The 20086-nt window shown below is 63.3% G+C and carries 14 protein-coding genes and 1 tRNA gene; 7 read left to right on the top strand and 8 right to left on the bottom strand.

From position 1 onward, the window contains the following. Positions 1-108 precede the first annotated feature (108 nt). Positions 109-184 (top strand) — tRNA-Arg (locus AAAV44_RS06240). 299 nt (positions 185-483) lie between these two features. On the opposite strand, the gene pknB is transcribed toward AAAV44_RS06240, so the two are convergent. The 7 genes from pknB to AAAV44_RS06205 form a co-directional block, all read right to left on the bottom strand. Continuing rightward, positions 484-2445, bottom strand: coding sequence for a Stk1 family PASTA domain-containing Ser/Thr kinase (gene pknB / locus AAAV44_RS06235; protein ID WP_349115033.1), 1962 nt, complete (start codon positions 2443-2445; stop codon positions 484-486). A 132-nt stretch (positions 2446-2577) separates the two neighbouring features. Further along, positions 2578-5448 carry an FtsW/RodA/SpoVE family cell cycle protein gene (locus AAAV44_RS06230; RefSeq protein ID WP_349115032.1) on the bottom strand — a complete coding sequence of 957 codons (2871 nt, stop codon included), beginning with the start codon at positions 5446-5448 and terminating at the stop codon, positions 2578-2580. Between the two features lie 16 nt (positions 5449-5464). Next, complete coding sequence (locus AAAV44_RS06225; RefSeq protein WP_349115031.1) at positions 5465-7399, bottom strand: Stp1/IreP family PP2C-type Ser/Thr phosphatase; 1935 nt, start codon at positions 7397-7399, stop codon at positions 5465-5467. Continuing rightward, positions 7396-7812, bottom strand: a complete 417-nt coding sequence (locus AAAV44_RS06220) for an FHA domain-containing protein (protein WP_006235180.1) — start codon at positions 7810-7812, stop codon at positions 7396-7398. The genes AAAV44_RS06225 and AAAV44_RS06220 overlap by 4 nt, the downstream gene beginning before the upstream one ends. Positions 7813-7818: 6 nt before the next feature. Beyond that, a complete protein-coding gene (locus AAAV44_RS06215; protein ID WP_035136732.1) occupies positions 7819-8832 on the bottom strand; it encodes an FhaA domain-containing protein in 1014 nt (337 codons plus the stop codon). Beyond that, entirely contained in the window at positions 8829-10682 is a 1854-nt protein-coding gene (locus tag AAAV44_RS06210) for a serine/threonine-protein kinase (RefSeq protein WP_349115030.1), read from the bottom strand. The genes AAAV44_RS06215 and AAAV44_RS06210 overlap by 4 nt, the downstream gene beginning before the upstream one ends. Before the next feature lie 144 nt (positions 10683-10826). After that, positions 10827-11543, bottom strand: coding sequence for a hypothetical protein (locus AAAV44_RS06205; protein WP_175406103.1), 717 nt, complete (start codon positions 11541-11543; stop codon positions 10827-10829). A gap of 115 nt (positions 11544-11658) precedes the next feature. Between AAAV44_RS06205 and dnaX the strand changes: the two genes are divergently transcribed. After that, entirely contained in the window at positions 11659-14127 is a 2469-nt protein-coding gene (gene dnaX, locus AAAV44_RS06200) for a DNA polymerase III subunit gamma/tau (protein WP_349115029.1), read from the top strand. 21 nt (positions 14128-14148) lie between these two features. Here the strand turns inward: dnaX and AAAV44_RS06195 are convergent, their stop codons facing one another. Then, entirely contained in the window at positions 14149-14622 is a 474-nt protein-coding gene (locus tag AAAV44_RS06195) for a hypothetical protein (protein WP_349115028.1), read from the bottom strand. A gap of 340 nt (positions 14623-14962) precedes the next feature. Between AAAV44_RS06195 and AAAV44_RS06190 the strand changes: the two genes are divergently transcribed. The 5 genes from AAAV44_RS06190 to AAAV44_RS06170 all read left to right on the top strand — a co-directional run bounded on the left by AAAV44_RS06190 (position 14963) and on the right by AAAV44_RS06170 (position 19827). Then, positions 14963-15283 carry a YbaB/EbfC family nucleoid-associated protein gene (locus AAAV44_RS06190; RefSeq protein ID WP_006235174.1) on the top strand — a complete coding sequence of 107 codons (321 nt, stop codon included), beginning with the start codon at positions 14963-14965 and terminating at the stop codon, positions 15281-15283. A 13-nt stretch (positions 15284-15296) separates the two neighbouring features. Continuing rightward, a complete protein-coding gene (recR, locus tag AAAV44_RS06185) occupies positions 15297-15893 on the top strand; it encodes a recombination mediator RecR (RefSeq protein WP_006235173.1) in 597 nt (198 codons plus the stop codon). Positions 15894-16138: 245 nt separating this feature from the next. Continuing rightward, positions 16139-17044, top strand: coding sequence for a hypothetical protein (locus tag AAAV44_RS06180; RefSeq protein ID WP_349115027.1), 906 nt, complete (start codon positions 16139-16141; stop codon positions 17042-17044). Continuing rightward, the gene (locus AAAV44_RS06175) at positions 17041-18885 is read left to right on the top strand and encodes a hypothetical protein (protein ID WP_349115026.1); all 1845 of its coding nucleotides are present in this window, start codon (positions 17041-17043) and stop codon (positions 18883-18885) included. Before AAAV44_RS06180 ends, AAAV44_RS06175 begins: the two co-directional genes overlap by 4 nt. A gap of 3 nt (positions 18886-18888) precedes the next feature. Next, positions 18889-19827, top strand: a complete 939-nt coding sequence (locus AAAV44_RS06170) for an FHA domain-containing protein (protein ID WP_349115024.1) — start codon at positions 18889-18891, stop codon at positions 19825-19827. The last annotated feature ends 259 nt before the right edge of the window (positions 19828-20086 follow it).

Raw genomic sequence — 20086 nt, 5'->3', positions numbered from 1 at the left:
CCTAAATACGGCTTTAGATGCTTCAGACAGGAACTATTCCACCGCAACTTCGAAGTCTAGTCATGCGACGTATTGCGATGCAGCAAATCTGCTACACTAGTACAACATGCCTCCGTAGCTCAGGGGATAGAGCACCGCTCTCCTAAAGCGGGTGTCGACGGTTCGAATCCGCCCGGGGGCACCAGAAGATTATGACGGCGTCGCGAGGGCGGCGCCGTTTCTGGTTTGTGGGGGCCGCCGGCGGATTCGGACCGTCGACACCCGCGTCACCAATTTCCCGCGGGGGGAGTTTTCGAATCCGCCCGGGGGCACCAGAGAAATATCGAGCCTGGTACCGCTACGGTGCCGGGCTCTTCTGGTTTAAGGCATGCCGGAGTATTCGCTGCTTCAGATAAAGAAAGCGCCCGCTTGCTGGGGAAGCAAGCGGGCGCCTGTGAGCGAATATGTTTGCGGCGAGAGCCGTGATGGGCGGTGGGGTGGCGACTAGTTGGTCGTACCGGAATCGTCACCCGTGCCCGAGCCAGAGCCCGAACCCGAGCCAGAAAGTGCGACCGTTAGCGTGATCGTGCTGTCGGTGGACTGCTTGCCGGTGGGGGAGACGCCCGTAACGGTGGCATCCTCGTTACCGCTCACGGGATTGCCGTTCTGGTCACAGAAGCCAATGTTATAGAAACCGGCGTTGTTGAGCGCGGTAACAGCGGCGGAAATGCTCTTACCGTACAGGTTGCCCGGGACAGTGGCCTTGCCGGACTTCTTGGCAATGACGACGGTAATCGTGGCGCCGGGCTTCTGCTTGCCGCTGGGGTTCCAGCTGATCACGGTGCCCTCGGTAACCGAGTCGTTCTCCTGGTAGCTAACGTCGACGCCAAAGCCTGCCATATCGAGGGCGTTGCGCGCCTGGGCCTCGGTCATGTCGGTCAGATCGGGGACGGACGTGGTATCCGGGCCGTTCGAGACCTTGTACGAGATGGTCGTGCCCTTCGCGACTTCCTTACCGGCTTCGGTGCTCTGCTCAAAGACCTGGCCCTCATCGGCCTCGTTGGCCTCCTCGGAGGCGTTGCCCTTCAGGCCAACGCTTGCCAGCGCGGCTTCTGCCTGGTCCTTGGTCAGGCCGACAAGCCGGGGAACCTCAACCTTCTCGGAGGGCTTGGGGCCCTTGGAGATTACCAGGTTCACCTTGGTGCCCTTGGCCTTCTTGGTGTTGCCGTTGGGCGTCTGCTCGGCGACCTTGCCCTCGTCGACATCGTCGTTGTAGCTTTGGTCGATGGTGCCGACCTCGAGGCCGGCTTCCTTGATCAGCTCGACGGCAGTCTGCTGGTCCTTGCCCAGCACATCGGGCACGGTGACCTGCTCGCCGCCAAAGAGTCCTGTGGCAAAGGCCACCACGATGCCGATGACGGCAACCGCTGCCACCACGGCGGCGATGATCTTGTTTTTGTTGGATTTGGGCTCTTCGACCTCGTAGGAGCCGGTGGAGCCCGAAACCGAGCTACGGGTGGTATTCTGCCCGCTCACGCCCGAGACGGGACGCACCATGGCGCGCGTCTGATCGGAAAGCTCGCGAGTCTTGGTGGCGCCCAGCTCGCCGGGGGCACCGATGATGCGCGTGGGCTCCGAGACGTTGACGGCACGGCCCGACAGGTAGCTGTTGAGCACCTGACGCAGCTCGTCGGCGGTCTGGAAGCGGTTTGCCGGGTCCTTCTCCATGCACTTGAGGATGATGCGCTCAAGGTCGGCGTCGACACCGGAGTTGATCTGGCTCGGCGGAATAGGCAGCTCGTTGACCTGCTTGAGTGCGACCGAGATAGCGTCGTCACCGTCAAAGGGCACGCGGCCGGTGGCGCATTCATACATCACGACGCCCAGCGAGTAGATATCCGAGGTGGGGCCGAGGTCCTGACCACGGGTCTGCTCGGGGCTGACGTAGTGGGCGGTTCCCAGCACGTTGTTGTCTTGCGTGAGGTGGCTGTTCTTGGCGCGCGCGATGCCAAAGTCCATCACCTTGATGTTGCCGTCGGGCAGCACCATGATGTTCTGCGGCTTAATGTCGCGGTGGATGATCTCGTGCTTGTGGGCGACCGAAAGCGCGGAGCTGATCTGCGAGCCGATCTGGGCGACCTTCTTGGGGTCGAGGGCGCCGTGGCTCTTGATGCCGCTCTTAAGGTCGGTACCGCGCAGGTACTCCATGACGATGTAATAGGTGTCGCCGTCCTTGCCCCAATCGTAGACGCCCACGATATAAGGGGAGGAGAGACCGGCTGCTGCCTGGGCCTCCTGCTTAAAGCGTGCGGCGAAGGTTGCGTCGCCAGCATACTGCGGCAGCATGATCTTGACGGCTACCGTGCGGTCGAGGACCTGGTCCTGTGCACGGTAGACGGTCGCCATGCCGCCTGTCCCCACCTTATCCTTGAGGAGGTATCTTCCCCCGAGGACCCTCTGTTCCATTCCTGCTCCTAACATAACTATTCGCTCAACGATGTGTGTAGTACCTACGATGTGGCCGCTGGGGCCGTGTGGCGCGTTGCCGCTAACTCTTCGGCCGCGGCGCGCCTCGGGTGTCCGATTCGATCATGGGCATCACGCTCCCTGTGCGGCAAGCGCCGCGGTCAGGACGATGCCGGCGATCTTGGCGGCCTTGACGTCATGCTTGTCGAAATCCTCCAAGGCCACCGAGATGGCGACCGTGGGTGAATCGTAAGGTGCAAAGCCAACGAACATCGAGTTGACGTTGGTGCCGCCAGTCTCGGCCGAGCCGGTCTTGCCGGCAACCTTGACGCCGGGGATTTGGGCATCGGTGCCGGTGCCGGACTGGACGACGGCAAGCATGGCCTGCTTGACCTGGTCGGCCGTGGCGGAGCTGACGGCCTGACCCAGCGAGCGGGACTGCGTGGTCTTGACCACGGTTCCGTCCGGGGCGAGTACCTGGGCTACAAAGTACGGGTCCATGACCACGCCGCTGTTAGCGATGGCGGCGGCAATCACGGCGTTTTGCATGACGGTGGTCTGCGGGCCGGGCGTGTGGTCCATGCCGACAGGCTGGCCGGCGCCGGCCCAGGCGGTCTCCCACTCGGTCATGAGCGACGGGTCGGCCATGATGGAGGCCGCGGAGGTCAGGTCCTGGCCGAGCTTTTGGCCGTAGCCAAAGGCGTTGGCAAACTGCACGAGCGTGTTTGCGCCAACTTCGTTTGCCACCTGGCCAAAGACGACGTTGGAGGACACGGCAAAGGCCTGCTGCAGGCTGATGGTGCCGTAGCTCTCGTTGGCATCGTTGGTGACCGGTGCGTTGCCGATATCCATGGAGCCGGGCGCCTGGTAGGTGCTAGTCAGGCTGGCGGTACCGGTCTCGAGTGCCGCGGAAAGCGTAACGACCTTAAACGTGGAGCCCGGCGTGTACAGCGCGTCCATGGCGCGATTGTACATGGAGCCGTCCTCGCCGCCGCCCGTCTGCAGCAGGGCATCGATGTTGGTGTTGTCGTAGGTGGGCGAGCTGGCACATGCGAGCACCGCGCCGGTACGCGGGTCGATGACCACTACAGCGCCCTTAAAGCCCTTGAGCGCCTGCTCAGCAGCCGTCTGGATGCGCGAGTCGATGGTGAGCTTGGCGGTGTTGCCCGGCTGGGTCTGGCCCGCGAGCGACGCGATGGCGTTGTTCCAGCTAGAGTAGTCCTTAGAACCGGTGAGCGTGTCGTTCATGACGCTCTCGATGGCGGTGGTGCCATACTGCTGGCTCACGTAGCCAACCACGTGCGCTGCCAGGTTACCGTTGGGGTAGGAGCGTACGTAGGTGCCGTCCTCCTGCTGCAGCGACTCGGCCAGCGTCACGCCGTCGGACGTGATGATGGAGCCGCGCTGGATGTACTTGGAGCGGGCGATGGTGTGGTTGTTGGTCGGCATGTCCTGATAGTCCTTGGCCTTAATGACCTGGACATAGGTGAGGTTGCCGATAAGGATGGCGAACAGCGCCGTAAAGGCGAGCACCGCACGGGTTAGACGGTTGGCGAGCGCCACGCGACCGAGCACACCGGATTCAGGCGTGTCGAGCAGGCGACGGCGCATGCGCGAGCCGACGGAATGGCTGCCGCTGCCGTAGGAAGACGAGGTGGCAAAGCGCGAGCCCGTCGGGGCGGCGGCAGATGCGACCTGATCATCGGTGATGGCGGCCATGGTGCCGGTGCCGGTAAGCTCGGCCTCGCGTCCGGTCGCCTCGTCACCGGCACGTAGCAGGAGTGCGACGATGATAAAGCTTGCCAGCAGCGAGGAGCCGCCCTGGCTCATAAAGGGCAGGGTGACGCCGGTCAGCGGGATCAGGCGGGTTACGCCGCCAACGATCAAGAAGGCCTGGAAGCTGATGGCTGCCGTAAGACCGGTGGCGCTAAAGGCGGCAAGGTCGGACTTTGCGCGGGCAGCTGTGGTCAGGCCACGCACGGCAAAGAGCATAAACAGGATGAGCACGGCGCCGCCGCCCAAAAGGCCCATCTCCTCGCCGATAGCCGAGAAGATAAAGTCGGACTCGACGACAGGGATGTTGTTGGCCATGCCGTTGCCGATGCCAACGCCGACCAGACCGCCATCGGCAAGCGAGAAGAGCGACTGGACGATCTGGTAGCCCTGACCCTGGGCGTCCTTAAACGGATCGACCCAAACCTGGAAACGCACCTGAACGTGCGACAGGAACTTGTAGGCGCCCACGGCTCCAACGGCCAAGAGCGCAAGACCGATAACGACATACGAGAATCGTCCCGTGGCAACGTAGAGCATCAGCAAGAAGATGGTGTAGAACAGCACGGCCGAACCCAGGTCGCGTTCGAAGACGACGACGAGCAGGCACACACCCCACACGGCAAACAGCGGCAGCAGCAGTCGCAGGCGAGGGATCTTAAAGCCCAGGATCTTGCGGTTGGAGATGGAGAGCAACTCGCGGTTCTCGGCCAAGTAGCCGGCCAGGAACAGGACGATAAAGACCTTGGCGAACTCGCCAGGCTGGATAGTAAAGCCCGCGATGCGAATCCACAGCTTGGAGCCCGAGATCGTGGTGCCGATAAAGATAGGCAGCATCAGCAGAATGATGCCGATAATGCCAAAGGTGTACTTGTAGCGCATGACCACGTCGAGGTTTTTGACTAGTGCAAGCGTTCCCACCATCAGGGCCACCGAGACAAACAGGATGATGAGCTGTGAGATGGCGAGAGCGGGGGCGAGACGCGTCACGAACGTGATGCCGATGCCCGAAAGTATAAATACGATGGGCAGGATGGCGGGGTCGGCACCGGGCGCCAAGATGCGCACGGCAATGTGGGCCGCGGCAAAGGCGGCAAAGAGACCGATCGGTACGGCGAGCGTCTCAAAGGAGATGGCAGCGCCCGCGGTGAGGACGTACATCGCATACAGCAGGATGACGGGGAACGCCGAGGCGATGAGCAAGAGCAGCTCGGTGTTGCGGCGACTCATAAGCGGCACTCCCTTTCTAATTCTTATCGGAGGCTTCGGCCTCGGCGGACTGTTCGGCGGTTTTCTCGGAATCTGATTCGGAGGTCGATCCCTGATTGGTGTTGTCGCGAATCGTTTGCGCGTCGATCACCTGGCGGGTCTGCTCCTCGTCGATCTGGTGGCGGTACTTGGATATCGTGTCCTGCGCATCGTCGACACTTGTTTGCGGAATACCCGCCTTGAGGCGGTTTTGCGTGTCTTCGGGCAGGTCGGATAGCTTGATGCTGGTTTCGCTTTCGAGCCAGTGGAGCTTGAGTCCGAGCGGCTTGCCGGGCAGGCCGCGCCAGACGGCGACATTGCCCTGGTAGGTACCCAGGTAGTACGAGCCGGTGACACCCGTGTAGGCCCAGATGCCAGCTGCCAGCACAAAGACGAGGGCCAGGATGGCGGCGATAGTAATGTTGCGGCGACGCACGCGCTGCGCCTCGCGCATAACGCCATCGTCAACCAGGTCAACGACTACTACGGTCACGTTGTCGTGGCCGCCGGCGGCAAGCGCCGCGTCCACTAGGTTGTCGACGCAGATTTGCGCGGTTGAGGACTGCGTGGCGATGTTCTCGATATCGCTATCGGGAATCATGCTCGAAAGGCCGTCGGAGCACAGGATCAGACGGTCGCCTTCCTCGATATGCAGAGTGAAGTGGTCGGCATACATAGCGGGGTCCGAGCCCAGCGCGCGGGTGATGACCGAACGGTTGGGGTGGACGCGAGCCTCATCTGCCGTGATCTCGCCGGCGTCCACGAGCTCCTCCACGTAGGAGTGGTCGCGGGTCACGCGGATGAGCGTGCCCTCGTGGAGCAGGTAGGCGCGAGAGTCACCCACGTGGGCGATGGCGAGCGTGTCGTTTTCGATATAGGCGCAAGTGGCTGTGCAGCCCATGCCGGGCTTGCCCAGGCCATTCAAGGCAGCCTCGATTACGGCGGCGTTGGCGGCCTCGACAGCTGCCGCCAGGCGTGCGGCGTCGGCAGACTGAGGAGCTGTCTTGGCGATGGTCTCGACAGCGATAGAAGAGGCCACCTCGCCGGCAGCGTGACCACCCATGCCGTCGCATACGCAAAAGAGCGGCGACTGCACCAGGTAGGAATCCTCGTTGTGCGGGCGCACGCAGCCAACGTCAGAGCGGGCGCCCCACATGAGTTGCGTGGTGGTGCCGGCATCATAGGCCGAGTCGGTCTCGATGCGTTCCTCGGTCAGGGGCTCAAAGCTCATGGTCGAGCCGGGGTCTTTGAGCTTGGCCTCAACGGCGGCAACGTCGATCTCGGCAGTGTCACCGGGAGAGACGGTGTCGGTCTCGGTGTTTGATTCGGAATTGTCGGTGTCCGGGGAGTCGGGCTCCTCGGACACGCGGGCGGTCGACTCGTCGTCTTGCGGGCTGACGTCTATAGGCTCGGGCGTCGCAAAGTGCGACGGCGCGGGCGTGTTTTGCGACTGGGCGGCGGGCTCGGCCACGGCATCGGACTCGCTTGCGGGCGCAGGCTGCGGGGTCTTGGGTGCAGGGCCGTCCTCGGGGGATGTCCCCGCCTCGGGCGCCGGCGTAGACGCGGGCGCAACCTCGGATGCCGGGGCTATGGGAAACGCCGGCGCGGCGGGCTCGGGTGCCGCAAACACCGCAGCGCTCTCGTTGATTGCCGCGGCGACGGGCTCTGCAAAGTGAGCCGGCGCTGGGGTTGTTTCGGGCGCTGTGGGCTGTTCCGCAGCATGTGCGCCGATGGGCGCCGCTACGGCATCCTCTTCGTCCTCGTTATCGGCGAGATCCGAAATATCATGCGTTACATGCGAAAGAGGCAGGGAGAACACGGTGTCCTCGGGCTCCACGGGTGCGGAGCCCGCCGGAGCGGCGTGGGCCGGCGCAGCTGTGGCGGCGGCCGGTGCCTCGGTCATAGTTGCGGACTTGTTCTCCTCGTCGATCATCGACGGTTCACCTTCATGACCACGTCGCCAATCTGGACTTCGTCGCCCTCACGCAGCGTCGCGGGCTCCACGAGCTGGCGGCCGTTGACGAGCGTGCCGTTAAGCGAGTTGAGGTCCTCGATGATGAGCGCCGGGCCCTGCAGCGAAAAGCGCGCATGCGAGGCCGAGACGAACGGTTCGTTGATGCAGATGTCCGAAGATGGCGAGCGACCGACGATGACGGGGCCGAGCATGTCTACGTGGATGCCGCGGATACCGCGCGGACCCTTGTCCACATCAATCGTCCAGATAGCCGAGTCGCGGCGCTGCCCGCGCACAAGTCCCACGCCGGTCTTCATGACGGCGAACAGGAAGATATAGAGCAGGGCGACCAAGACGATGCGGCCTGCAAAAAGGACGATATCGATGTTCATAAGCGACTATCCCCTAAATTCAAAGGTACTCAGGCCAAACGTCAGCAGATCGCCGTTGCGCAGTGGGCAGCGCGTAATGCGGCGGTTGTTGACGAGCGTGCCGTTGGTGGAATTGAGGTCCTCGATCGACCAATCCGAGCCCGTAAAGGTGAGCTGGGCGTGGCGGCGCGACACGTTGGGGTCGCGCAGGGCAATGTCGGAAACTGAGCGCTCGCGACCGATGGTCACCTGTGCGGAGGTGATGCTATGGCTCTCGCCGCTCACGACGTCGACGAGCTGGGCGAGCGGGCGCTGCGGGGCGCGAGTGCTCGCCATGTTGGAGGCGATGCCGGCTGCGGCGCCTAGGCCCACGGCGGCACCGGTCGCGGCGGCTCCGCCCATGCCGGCAAGCGCGTCGCGCGAGACGGTCTGCGGCACCGGGATGGGTGCTGCGGCGGGGTCGGGGACGCTAGGCGCGAAGGGGTCTGCCACGGCAAGCGGGTCGGGAGCGGCGGCGCGAGGCGTCGGCTGTTGCTGGGGCATGGCGGCGGGGCGCTGCTGCTGCGGGGCAGCAAACTGCTGCTGGCCGGCGCGCGGGGCGCTGGCGGCACGGCTTGCCGCGGAGTTGTTCTGGCCCAGGCCGTTTTGATAGGCGCGCTCTTCTTCGTACAGGCGGCCGAGCGTGGGGGCATCGACGTTCTCGGCAAAGACCGAGAACTTGCCGGCGCGCAGCTGCGGATCGATCATAAAGCGCACGAGGGGCTCGCCGACAAAGACATAGCGGCGCTTTTCGGCCTGCGCCTTCACAAACTCGCGGACCTCGCGCGAAAGCTCGGGGTAGAACGGGGCGAGCATGGGATCGTCGTCGGCGGCGATAAGGATGGTATAGAGTGCCGGCGCCGTGTTGACGCCGTTAATCACCAGAGTCTGATCCTCCATGTCGCGAGCGGCCTGCTTAGCAAGCTTCTTAAAGGAGAACGGGGCACGGGTGGCACCGAAGATGCCGGCCACGTGGTCCTCGAAGATGTTCAGGAAGTTCACGAAAGATCACTCTCCGTATAGGTTCTTTGGTATCCGAGCAAATATAGGCATATCCCAACGATTATAGAGGATAGGGTTCCCGCAACCGCCGCCTTGGCGACGACCGCGGCTGCAAGGCTGGCAATTTCCATATGGTGTGCAAGACAGGACGCCGCTGCGCAGCCGATGCCGGTGACAGCGATGGCGGCGATTGCGGCAAGGTTTGAGCCCTGATCGGCACGCTTGGCATGGGCATTGAGCAGCGCAGATGACGCCGCGGCAGTTGCCGCGACCAGCACAAAGGCAGCCCAAAGGAGCGGGTCTCCCAGCGCTGCGGCAACGTTACCGAGCCCCAGCACGCCTCCGGCTGAAAGCGCGACCGTGGCCAGACGGGCAAAAAGCGCGCCCATGCCCGTTGCCGCGGCGGCGCTTGCCGGGCCGAGCCAAAATGACGCGACGCCGGCGGCGATCCCAGCTGCCAGGAAGGTATTGCCGGTCAGACAGCCAAGCGCGAGTGCACAGGTGAGCGCGGCGCTCGCGGCAGCCTCGGTGCGACCCCAGGCGATCCACCAACCGGACATGGCGGCGGCAAAGATCACCGCGACGGGCAGCATCGACAGGATGCCCTGTGCCTGCATGGTGGCGTTGGCCATGAGCACCAAAAAGCCCACAGCCGAGATGGCCGAGCCAATCTGGGGGGCCAGGCCAGCCGCCGCGCCGATCGCGATGGCCGCAATGACCAGGCCGGGAAGCGCCGCGACCCCGGCCGTTTGCATCAGCAAAAAGCTAAAGGTGCCGCACGTTAGCGCCGAGATAGCGCGCATGGTGTAGTCGCGCGCATGGCTCCAGCGCGTGCCCGCCCAGCCGAGTGCGGGGTCGACCTCGATGGCGTCGTCCTCGCAGTGCGACGGCTCGATATCGTCGAGCTCCTGCTCGTCATCCGAAAGCTCGCCAACCATTTGCTCCAGGCTGCGACGGCCTTCGCGCACGCTGCCCAGACCGGCAAGGAGCTGGTCGCAAAATGCCTCGATGCTGTTGGGGCGGTCCTGCGGCATGGGGGAGAGCGCGCTCATGAGCGCGGCCTCGGCTCCCGGGGGAAAGTGTGGTATCAGCTCGCTGGGATAGGTGGCGCCGCCGATGATGCGGTCGAGCGAGTCGGCGGGCGTGGCCGCCATAAAGGGGGCGCTGCCGCACAGGCCCTCGTAGATCACACAGGCGAGAGCAAAGACATCGGCGCGCTCATCGACCGTGCCGGTCTCGATATCGAGCTGCTCGGGCGGCATGTAGCCGATGGTGCCGCCGCGCGAGCCGCCAAAGCCACCGGCGGACGACAGTCGCGCCATGCCAAAGTCGGTGAGCTTTACATTGCCCGAGTGGTCGATGAGCACGTTGGCGGGCTTAATGTCCAGGTGGAGTACGCCATTACTATGGGCGAAGGTGAGCGCCTGGCCCAGGGCATCGGCAATGGCCGCGGCCTCGTCAAAGGTAAGTGAGTGGCCGTCCACGCGGTGCAAAAACTCGGCCAGCGACATGCCATCGACATATTCCATAACTAGGTAGGCATAGGCTGTGTCGTGCGTAAAGTCGATGACCTGCACGATATTGGGATGTTGAAGCATGGCGGCGGTGTGCGCCTCGCGCAGGACATCCATGATGTCGCTGGCGGGCATGCCGGCGCCGTTGATAAGGGGGATGCGCTTAATGGCGACGCGGCGGCGCAGGTGCGTGTCGCGGCAGATCTCGATGGAGCCAAAACCGCCGGTCGCAAGTGTCTCGAGCGGCTGGTACCGCTTGAGCAGCTCGCGAGAGCTGGTGCCCTCCAAAGGAACGTCCGGCGAGAACCGGGCGGTATGTTGCGAGAAAAGCGGCATGGCCAACCCTCGTGCGTTTAAAGTTCGTTTGCGAGCGGCGGGCGCGGAGCCGAGCCGTTCGCGGTGGCATAGATGCTGCTAGTGTAGCACGCTCGGGTGCATGGGGAGGATAGCGGGATGCGAGGCTGCCTGTCTGACTTGGCCTTAGCGCTTCTTCTTGTTCTTCTTCTGCTTGCGCTGCTTGCCCTTGGTCTCCTGGGGCTTGTCGCCCTGTTTGGCTTCGGCAGCGGCCTTTTCTGCCTTCATCTTCTTGCGTTTGGTCTCGATGCGGAGTTTTTTGTTGATGCGTGCCTTGAGGAAGGGGCCGAACTGCTCGGCATCGCCACGCACAAAGGTGTCCTTGGGGATCGTCACGCCCTGGTCGGCGAACATGGCCACAAAGATGCGCTCGCCGTCGAGTACGTGGTCGAGCTTCTCAAACGGGAAGAACTGCGACTTGCCGCTCTTGCCCCAGACCATCAGGCCGTCCTCGTTGGCGGCGACGCGGCGGTAGCGGCCGCCCATGGACTCGTCTGCCTCGACGGCATCGATAAAGTCGCGGGCGAGCGTGTGGTGAAGGTTCTTGCTCCACCAGGCCAAAAAGGCGCCGAACACGATCAGGACGACGCCGAACTTGATCCAGTTGCCGCCGGCCACCAGCATGCCGATGCCGATGAGCGCGGCAATTGCCGCGGCGACATACAGCGAGCCACGGCGCCTGGGCGAGGCGACCAGACGGGCGAAGTCGGTGACCAGGTCGTTTTCGTACTGGTACTCGTTGAGGTACAGGATGCCGTCGTCGGCTGCGGCCTGCTTCTCGAGCGCGACCTCGACCTGGTCGGCTGCTTCGGAGGGAACGAGGTTGCTCTCTGCGTCTGCCATGCTCTTTGGACTCCTATCGCGGCGGGCTCGCCGTACGGGTTATTATGAATGCAGTATGCCGTGCGACCGCTTGGCCGTCGCGGCAACAAGACTCAGTATACCCGGGGGAGCACCCATGGAATCGTTGTACCGAAAGTATCGCCCGCTCACCTTCGACTCTGTGGTGGGCCAGCAGCATATCGTCTCGACGCTCGAGCACGCCATCACCGAGGGGCGCCTGTCCCACGCCTACCTGTTCTGCGGACCGCGCGGCACGGGCAAGACCACCATGGCGCGCATTCTGGCCAAGGCACTGCTGTGCCGCAATGCCGAGGCGGCGCGCGCCGAGGGTGCAAGCGGCTGCATGCCCGACGGCACTTGCGAGGAGTGCGAGCTCATCGCCGAGGGCAACCACCCGGATGTTTACGAGCTCGATGCTGCAAGCCGTACCGGCGTGGACAACGTGCGCGAGGAGATCATCAACTCCGTCAACTTTGCCCCGGTGCGCGGCAAGTACAAGATCTATATCATCGACGAGGTCCACATGCTCACGACGGCGGCGTTCAACGCGCTGCTCAAGACGCTTGAGGAGCCGCCGGCACACGTGATCTTTGTGCTGTGCACCACCGACCCGCAAAAGATTCTGGAGACCATCCTCTCGCGCTGCCAGCGTTTCGATTTCCATCGCATCGGCAACGAGGATATCGAGTATCGCCTGGCATACGTGTGCGAGCAGGAGGGCTTCGATTACGACGACGAGGCGCTGGCTATCGTGGCGCGCCATGCCAAGGGCGGCATGCGCGACGCGCTGTCCACGCTGGAGCAGCTGAGCGTCTTTGGCAACGGTTCTGTGCATGCGGACGACGCCCGCTCGCTTTTAGGCGAGGTTTCGGACCAGATTCTGGGCGAGTTTTCCCGTGCCATTGCCGATCGCGATGTTGCCGAGCTGTATGGGCTTATTCGCGCGCAGGTCGAGGAAGGTAACGATCTGCTGGAGCTGACGCGCGACCTGGTGGCGCACGTGCGCGACGTGTATGTTGCCTGCGTTGCCGGTGCCCGTGCCGAGTTGTTTGAGGGCGGCTCCGAGCAGGCCGAGGCGCTTGCTGCCGAGGCCGCTGCCTTTGGCGAGCATCCTGCCGACCGCCTGGCTCGTGTGCTGACAGTGCTCGACGATGCCGCACTGGAGATGAGGGGCGCGAGCGACGTGCGCCTGGTGCTCGAGATTGCCTGCACGCGTCTGGCGCGTCCCGAGGCTGATTTAACGATTGAGGCATTGGCCGAGCGCGTGGCACGCCTGGAGGCCATGGTTGCCAACGCCGCCGTGCCGGCGAGCGTGGCTGCTGCTCAGGCCGCCGCGCCTGCAGCATCCGTACCCGCTGCTGCCCAACAGCCGACGCTCATTTCGGGCGCCCGCGCTGCCGCCCCGGCGGCATCCGCTGCCCCCGCTGCTACGTCCGCGCGCCAGGGCGGTATGCCTTGGGACCGTGGTGCTGCTGTTCCGGCTGCCCAGCCTTCGCCCCGTTCTGCGTCCGTGTCAGCTTCCAAGCCTGCAGCGCCTGCGCCTCAGCCCGTTGCGGCCCCCGCGCCTGCCACCGCTCCGGCACCTAAGCCCCAGCCCAACAATGCCGCCCAGGTTGCCGCCGCCGGTGCTGCCGAGACGCCCGCGGTCGAGGATGCCGGAGAGCTGCAGCGCAAATGGGCCGAGGTCGTCGAGCGTGTCAAGGCGCGTCAGGCTTCCTACGCAGGGCTTTTGCTCAACGCCCGCGCCACGGCCGACGACGGCTCCAAGCTTACGGTCTCGTTCCCCGCGGGTTCGACTTTTGCCATTAAGATGCTCGGTCGCGCCGATACGCAGTCGGTGGTCCTGCCGACGGTCTGCGCGGTTTTCGGTCGTCGCACCGTCGACTATGTCCTGGATGGGGGTGGCACGCCGGCTCCTCAACATGAGGAGCATTCTCCATCTGCACGGGCTGCGGTATCTGCGGACCCGCAACCCGTGTCCTCGGTGCCCCCTGCATCCTCGAGCGCCAGCGCGACGCAGCCAAAAGCGGCGCCGGTAGCGGCACCGACCCCGTCGGCGCCTGAACCCGCTGCGCCCAAACCGGCTGCTCCGATCCCCGCGCCCAAGTCCGCTGCCGCGCCTGCGCCCAAGTCATCCGACCTGGCCAAGGCCCCTTGGCTGCGCTCCGACAACCCTGCCGGTGCTCCTGCCACGGGCAAGCTCCCGACCGAGCCCGCGCCCCGAGCGCCCGAGCGCGCGTCCGTCCCCATGGCTCAGCCGCCTGCGCAGGCTGCGCCATGGGAATCCGAGCAGGTGCCCTACGACGATGCTATGGTCGGTGGTTTTGCTGCCGATGCCGGCGGGGACGATCTGCCCCCGTTCGACGTGCCGGGTGCGGCGTCCGCGCCCAAGGCCGCTGCTGTGGCACCCGCAGCCTCTGCAAACGACGACGTCCCCGCCGCTCCCTGGGAATCCAATCCCGGTGCTGGCAGCCCCTTCGGCCATCAGGGCGCAGCCCCGAGCATCCCGCAGACCGAGGACGAGGCCAAGGCCCTCATCCGCAGCGTCTTTGGCCAGGCCACCATCTTCAAGCCGGTGGAGTAGCTGCGCAGGCGGGTATACTGCTCAAGAAGAGGACCCCTTGTCCGGGCGCATCTGTATTTCGGACATGTGTAGTGTGGTGCCGCGTATGTCGCATTTGAGCAGACAGGTGCGTGACGGTCGGCCTAGGATGCTGAGGTCGATACGATACGTCGCATGGCTGTCCGTGTACTCGACTTGCTCGGCGTTAATGGTTGCTCCGATTGCCAAATAAACGCCTAGCTCGGCATCGACAATCTTGAAGTCCTTTATCTTGACCTTGAACTCTTGGTAGAGGGACGGGCTGTTGTAGTAAATGGTTCGGGTTCCATCGGTGCACTCATCGGTCGCTTCCCATTTGACGGTGGGCTGGTCCGAGTTGGCTATCAGCAGTTCTGCTCCAAAGGCTATAGTATGGGTGATGACAACCAGCAATGCCCAGCCGACAAAGAGATAGAGAACCACATATGCGACGGGGTGTTTTGAGCGGATGTTTTGGAGCGCGTCGGGGGCATTCATGGGGCACCTCCAAATTGCTGTCTATGGCAATCAAATTATACCCTGCCGCCATGTGCGCCGCCTCGAGTAGTGGCTCGGCATTTAGCCATTTAGTGGTACGCATTAAATGTCGGATTCCGGCTCTACAAGATTTAGCTTTCAATATTATGCAGATGCGAATTATTCAACTTTGCATAATTTTTGGGTGCGGCTTGCACTCCAGGACATGTATATCGACTGAGGTAGCGTGACCGCCCCGCTCGCTAGCCGCGCGCCGTGGTACGATTTTTAAGTTTGAAAGTCCCGCCGTGCTCCGGCTGCCCTTGCAGCTCGGCGTGCGGCCGCACGTAAAGGAGCCATCATGGCCGGTATGAACATGCAGCAGATGATGAAGCAGGCTCGCAAGATGCAGGAGCAGCTTGCCGCCGCGCAGGAGAACCTCAAGTCCCAGACCGTCGACGCCTCTGCCGGCGGCGGCATGGTCAAGGTGACCGTTAACGGCGAGATGGAGCTCGTCAACCTCACCATCGATCCCGATGCCCTCGATCCCGAGGACGTCGATATGCTGCAGGATATGATCATGGCTGCCGTTAACGAGGCCGTCCGCGGCGTCAACGAGCTCGCCAACAAGCAGATGGGCGCCATCACCGGCGGCCTCAACATCCCGGGCATGCCGTTCTAAGACACGCATATATATGAGTGCAAATCACAGTCTGCAAAAACTGCTCGATGAGCTGGGCCGTCTGCCGGGCATTGGTCCCAAGTCGGCCCAGCGCATCGCCTATTACCTGTTGGAGGCCGACGCCGAGGAGGCGCGCCGCCTGGCCGAGGCCATCCTGGAGGTCAAGCAGGAGGTCCACTTTTGCAGCCGCTGCTTTAACTACGCCACGGCCGACGAGTGCTCCATCTGCCAGGACCCGATGCGCGATACCACTCGCATTTGCGTGGTGGGCGAGCCGCGCGATGTCCAGGCGATTGAGCGCACGGGCAGCTACCACGGCCTCTACCACGTATTGGGCGGCGTGATCAGCCCCATGGACAAGATTGGCCCTGAGCAGCTGCACATCCGCGAGCTGCTGGCGCGTCTGGGCCACGAGGATATCCATGAGGTCATCATCGCCACCAACCCCAACATCGAGGGCGAGACCACGGCGAGCTATCTGGCCCGTACCATCAAGCCGTTGGGCGTCGAGGTGTCGCGTCTGGCAAGCGGCCTTCCCGTGGGCGGCGACTTGGAGTATGCCGACGAGCTTACGCTTGGCCGCGCCATAGAGGCCCGTCGCGCGATTTAGGTGGCGAACCTGCTCCTGCTGTATGTTTTCCTCGCGACTCACGGGGTGGTCATAATTTCCCCGTGCGACTGTGAGTTTGTTGTGCAACAAAGATGCTTCGTATCCGCTTATCGCATGGATGCTTCCGCTCGCATCCTTAATTTGCCCATTCGTTGCGCAACCTTTTGGGTTCGCTGATACACTCAAATATGGATTTGAATGAATGCGCCGCTTCTGAGCGGCGTGTTTTTCTTGGAGGAGAACGCATGCGGCCCGGTGGCACTCAGACAAAGCGCGGCGCCGCGGTGCGCATGCGACGCCGACTGGGCTTGGCGCCGCGGGCGTACGCACTGCTATCGTGCTCGCTGGTGCTGGTCATAGCTGGCGTTTCTGCCTATGGCATGACCGTGCCGTCCATGATGCAGGCGCATGCCGCACGCGAACCGCGTGTGGGGCATGAGGTCAAAAGTGATCTGGGTACCACGACTGGATATGCTTGGGCAAGTGTGGTCGCGCATATTGTGTTTGGCACCGACGATGCGGACGGCGCCGAGGCCCCGGACAACGAAGTCACGCTTGCCAATGGCAAAACCATCGTGCTCACCAACACCAAGATCATCGATCGGTTGTCCAACAATAGCGTGGCGGCAACGGTGAATAAAGTCGAGCAGCAGAAGGAGCAGGACGCCCAGCAGTCCGGAAAGCCCGGTAGCTCGGATACTTCTGGCTCCGGCTCGGATTCATCGAGTTCGGGCGGCGGCTCTGGGTCGGGTTCCTCTACCGGAGGGTCTGGAAACGGCGGCTCGACGGGCGGCAACACTGACAACGATGCAAACTCCGGTGGCCTTTCCGCTGCTGAAGAAGAGAGCATTCACAGTTGGCTTGTGACCAAGTACAACATGCTCGACAGCTATGTTTCTCGTGCCAATGACGTGGTTTCGACCTATAACTCTACGGGAGATCCCAGACCGTGCGACAGCCTGGCGAATGACATGTTTGCCATCCGTGCTGAGTTCGGTCGACAAAGGTTCTCGACCGAATCTAAGTGGTATCAGCAGTATGCCAATCTGTGGGGCTGTTACACCAACCTATGTCAATGGGTCGGCCATTACGGCGATGATGACGTCGCGCTCGGTAACTTCAACAATAACGTGGCGGCGCTTGCCCTATGATGACCGATCTTGCATCCACCACACCACAATCGCTCGGTCGCGATCCCATGGTCGGCCTGCGCCTGGCGCGTGTCGACGGGTTTGAGCCGGCCATTGCGCTCGGTCAGGACGAACTGCCTGCCTATCTGCGTCGTTTTACGATGCTGTTTGCCGACGATGCCACCATGCGCCGTGGCGGTATCGGCCGCGTGACGCGTGCCGTCAACGCCCAAGGCGAGGCCGTAGCACTCAAGCAGCTCATCTTGCCGACGCGCGATGAGTTTGACGACGATGCAACTCACGAGGCGCTGGTCGCCAAGTTCGAGGCGGCGTTTCGCGAGGAATACGAATGCCATCGCGCCCTTTCGGGCCTTAAGGGCTTTCCCCGCCTCTATGGCTGGGGCGAGGTCGACGGTGTGCCTGCAATTGTCATGGAATGGGTCGAGGGCGAGACGCTTGCCCGCTTGCGTTCGCGACTTGCCGTGGACGATGCCGGACGCCTGTCGCCGCTTGTGGCGGCGCGTCTGGGTCGCGACCTGTTCGATCTGCTCTGCCGTATGAGCCTGGTGGGCGAGGGCTTTGTCCATCGCGATATCTCGCCCGCTAATATTATGGTGCGCACGGCGCGTCTACCGCTTGACCGGCAGCTTGCCGAGGGCACCTTTGACCTGTGCCTGATCGACTTTGGCTCGTCGCTGGCGCTTGAGCCTGCGTCGGCCGTGGCCGGTACCGGCGGCAAGGCGTCGTTTACGGAGCGTTATGCCACGCTGCGTCGCGCGACGGTTGCCTACGCCCCGCCCGAGATGCTCACTGACGATATTCCCGACCTACGCGCTTTGCGTATGTCGCCGGCGATTGACGTCTATGCCGCGGCAAGCACGGTTTACGAGCTCATTGCCGGCGTCGCGCCATACGAAGCCGCGCCGAGCACTTCGGGCACCTCGGGTTCGCGCAAAAAGACGCGCGACATCGCCAGCCCCTACCGTCTTAAGATGGACACGCGGCCCGACTATCCCATTGGTGCCCATGCGCCCGGTTGCGATTTGACTCAGCTACTTCGTCGTGAGCCCGATGTGGCGCTCGCCGCGGCCGAGCAGGCCCAGCAGCTAGGGCTTGAGCCGGATTCCGAAGAGCTACGTGATGCGCTGGCGTTTGTCGATGCCCAGCTGTTCGACGTGGTGATGGCCTGTCTGTCCAGCCATCAAAAAGATCGTCCCGAGCCGGCGGCGGTCGAGGCGGCGCTCTCGGCGTTTTGTGACCACTATGCGCAAAATGTCGGTCGTTCGCTCCGCGGCGAGCCGCTCACGCCGTGCCCCATGGATGCGTCTGGCCGCGCGGTTCGTCGCGCGCTGATGATCGGTGCGGCGGTCGTTTGCAGCGTGGTTTGGGCTGTGGTCGTGGTTTCGGCCGCGCTGCTGGCGTCGGGCGCTCGCGTGACGGCGACTTTGGGATCGCTCGTGTGGTCTGGGTCGCTACCGGGTATTATTGCCGCACTGGCTTTGGCGCTGCCAGGCATAGCCGGCGTTGCCGCGGGGGCACTTGCGCGCAATCGGCGCTCGGGGTTCCTGCAGGGTGTGCTTGCGCTTTCTGCCTGCGAGGTTCCGGTGCTGGTTGTGGCTGCATGTAGCGTATTTTCCCAACGCGCCGTGATGGGCGGCCTTGTTGCCGCTCTGGTTGCAACCTATACGCTTACGTGGTTTTTGCTTGCGATGGGCTTTGCCTTTGAACTTCCCGTTTCGGCACCGCGACGCACAAAAGCCCAGATGGCGACTCCGCTTGCCGGTGGAGCCGCAGCTGCCCGTACTTTTGGCGGACCTGTCGAAGTATCGTCCGATTCTATTTCTACGACCAAGGAGGCCTAGGTCATGGCATCTCAAGTTGAGCTCACCCCATGCGGGGCCATGTTTGACATCTTTAAGCGCGCGGCGCATCTGAGCCATATCGAGCTGTGCGGCTTGGTGCTTTCGTCCCGTCCGCTCGCCGACGGCCGCAGCCCGCAGAGCCGAGCCGCCGATCGCTCTTGGGTTTCCCGCTTTATCGTTCGCGCGCCGGTCGGCACGCTTCAGCAGCGCTACTTTGCCGAATACGGTACCTCGGCTGCGCGTATTATGTCGCAACTGGCCCTGCGCCAGCGCAATCCCATGGACTCCACGGCTGTGATCAATATGGTGTGCGGTCCTGCAGGTGAACCGATGGTACGCGCGCTCGAAGAGTGCCACCAGGACACGAATCTCTATCGCAACGCGCTCGATCGCCTGTCCCAGGCGGCGGAACTCATGCCCGCCGAGCGCGCCGAGGCCGTGCTGGTGCTGTTTGTCGCCGTCGGTTGTTCGGCGGATGTGCGGTCCTCGGTGAACTATGCCATCGACTACGCGCACGCGACCTGTGGCGGAGGCACATCCACGCCGCGTTCGCTTGGCATGTCGATGACCGCGGGCGAACGCGAACCCGCCCCGGCGCACCCCTTGGGCTTGCTGCGCGTACAAAACAGTTTTGTCGTGAGCGCCCCGCGCTGGATTCAGCCGAGTGAGCAGGGTGTTGAGATTGGCGCGCTGGCCACTGGCGAGGGCGATATTACCGACGTCGGCGACGATGTCTCGGCCCGCCATGCCCATATCTGGTGCGATGCTCAAAATATCTGGCACGTCGAGGACTTGTCGTCCACCAACGGAACCGTGGTGGTAAACGGGGCCACGCGCGTCTGCATTCAGGTCGAGCCCGGCCGTTCCGCCCAACTCAATCCCGGCGACGAGCTCAAGCTCGGCGAATCCACTACCTATGCCATCCTGCTCGGCGCCCTCTAGCCGGCAGTTAGGGACGTTCCTTTTAATATGAGCAGGACATTGTCAAGAGGCAAAATCGGGCCCGGCCCCAACGATATGGGGTCAGGCCCTCTCCCTATATCAACCCGTCCGCGGCGACCTCGGCGTGTCTTCCCGACGCTCGTCTTTGCAGTTTAATATCCGCCCGCGGCGATCTCTCGCTGGGCAATCCGTTGCTACGGCTGAGGCTTCTACGTCGAACCGACAGTCTGTGCACGCGTGTGGCGCCCTGGGCGCTCGC

The organism is Collinsella sp. CLA-AP-H1 (assembly GCF_040092945.1).
Taxonomy (GTDB): domain Bacteria; phylum Actinomycetota; class Coriobacteriia; order Coriobacteriales; family Coriobacteriaceae; genus Collinsella.
The sequence above is the reverse complement of the archived record's forward strand: the minus strand, read 5'-3'. Positions and strand labels throughout refer to the sequence as shown.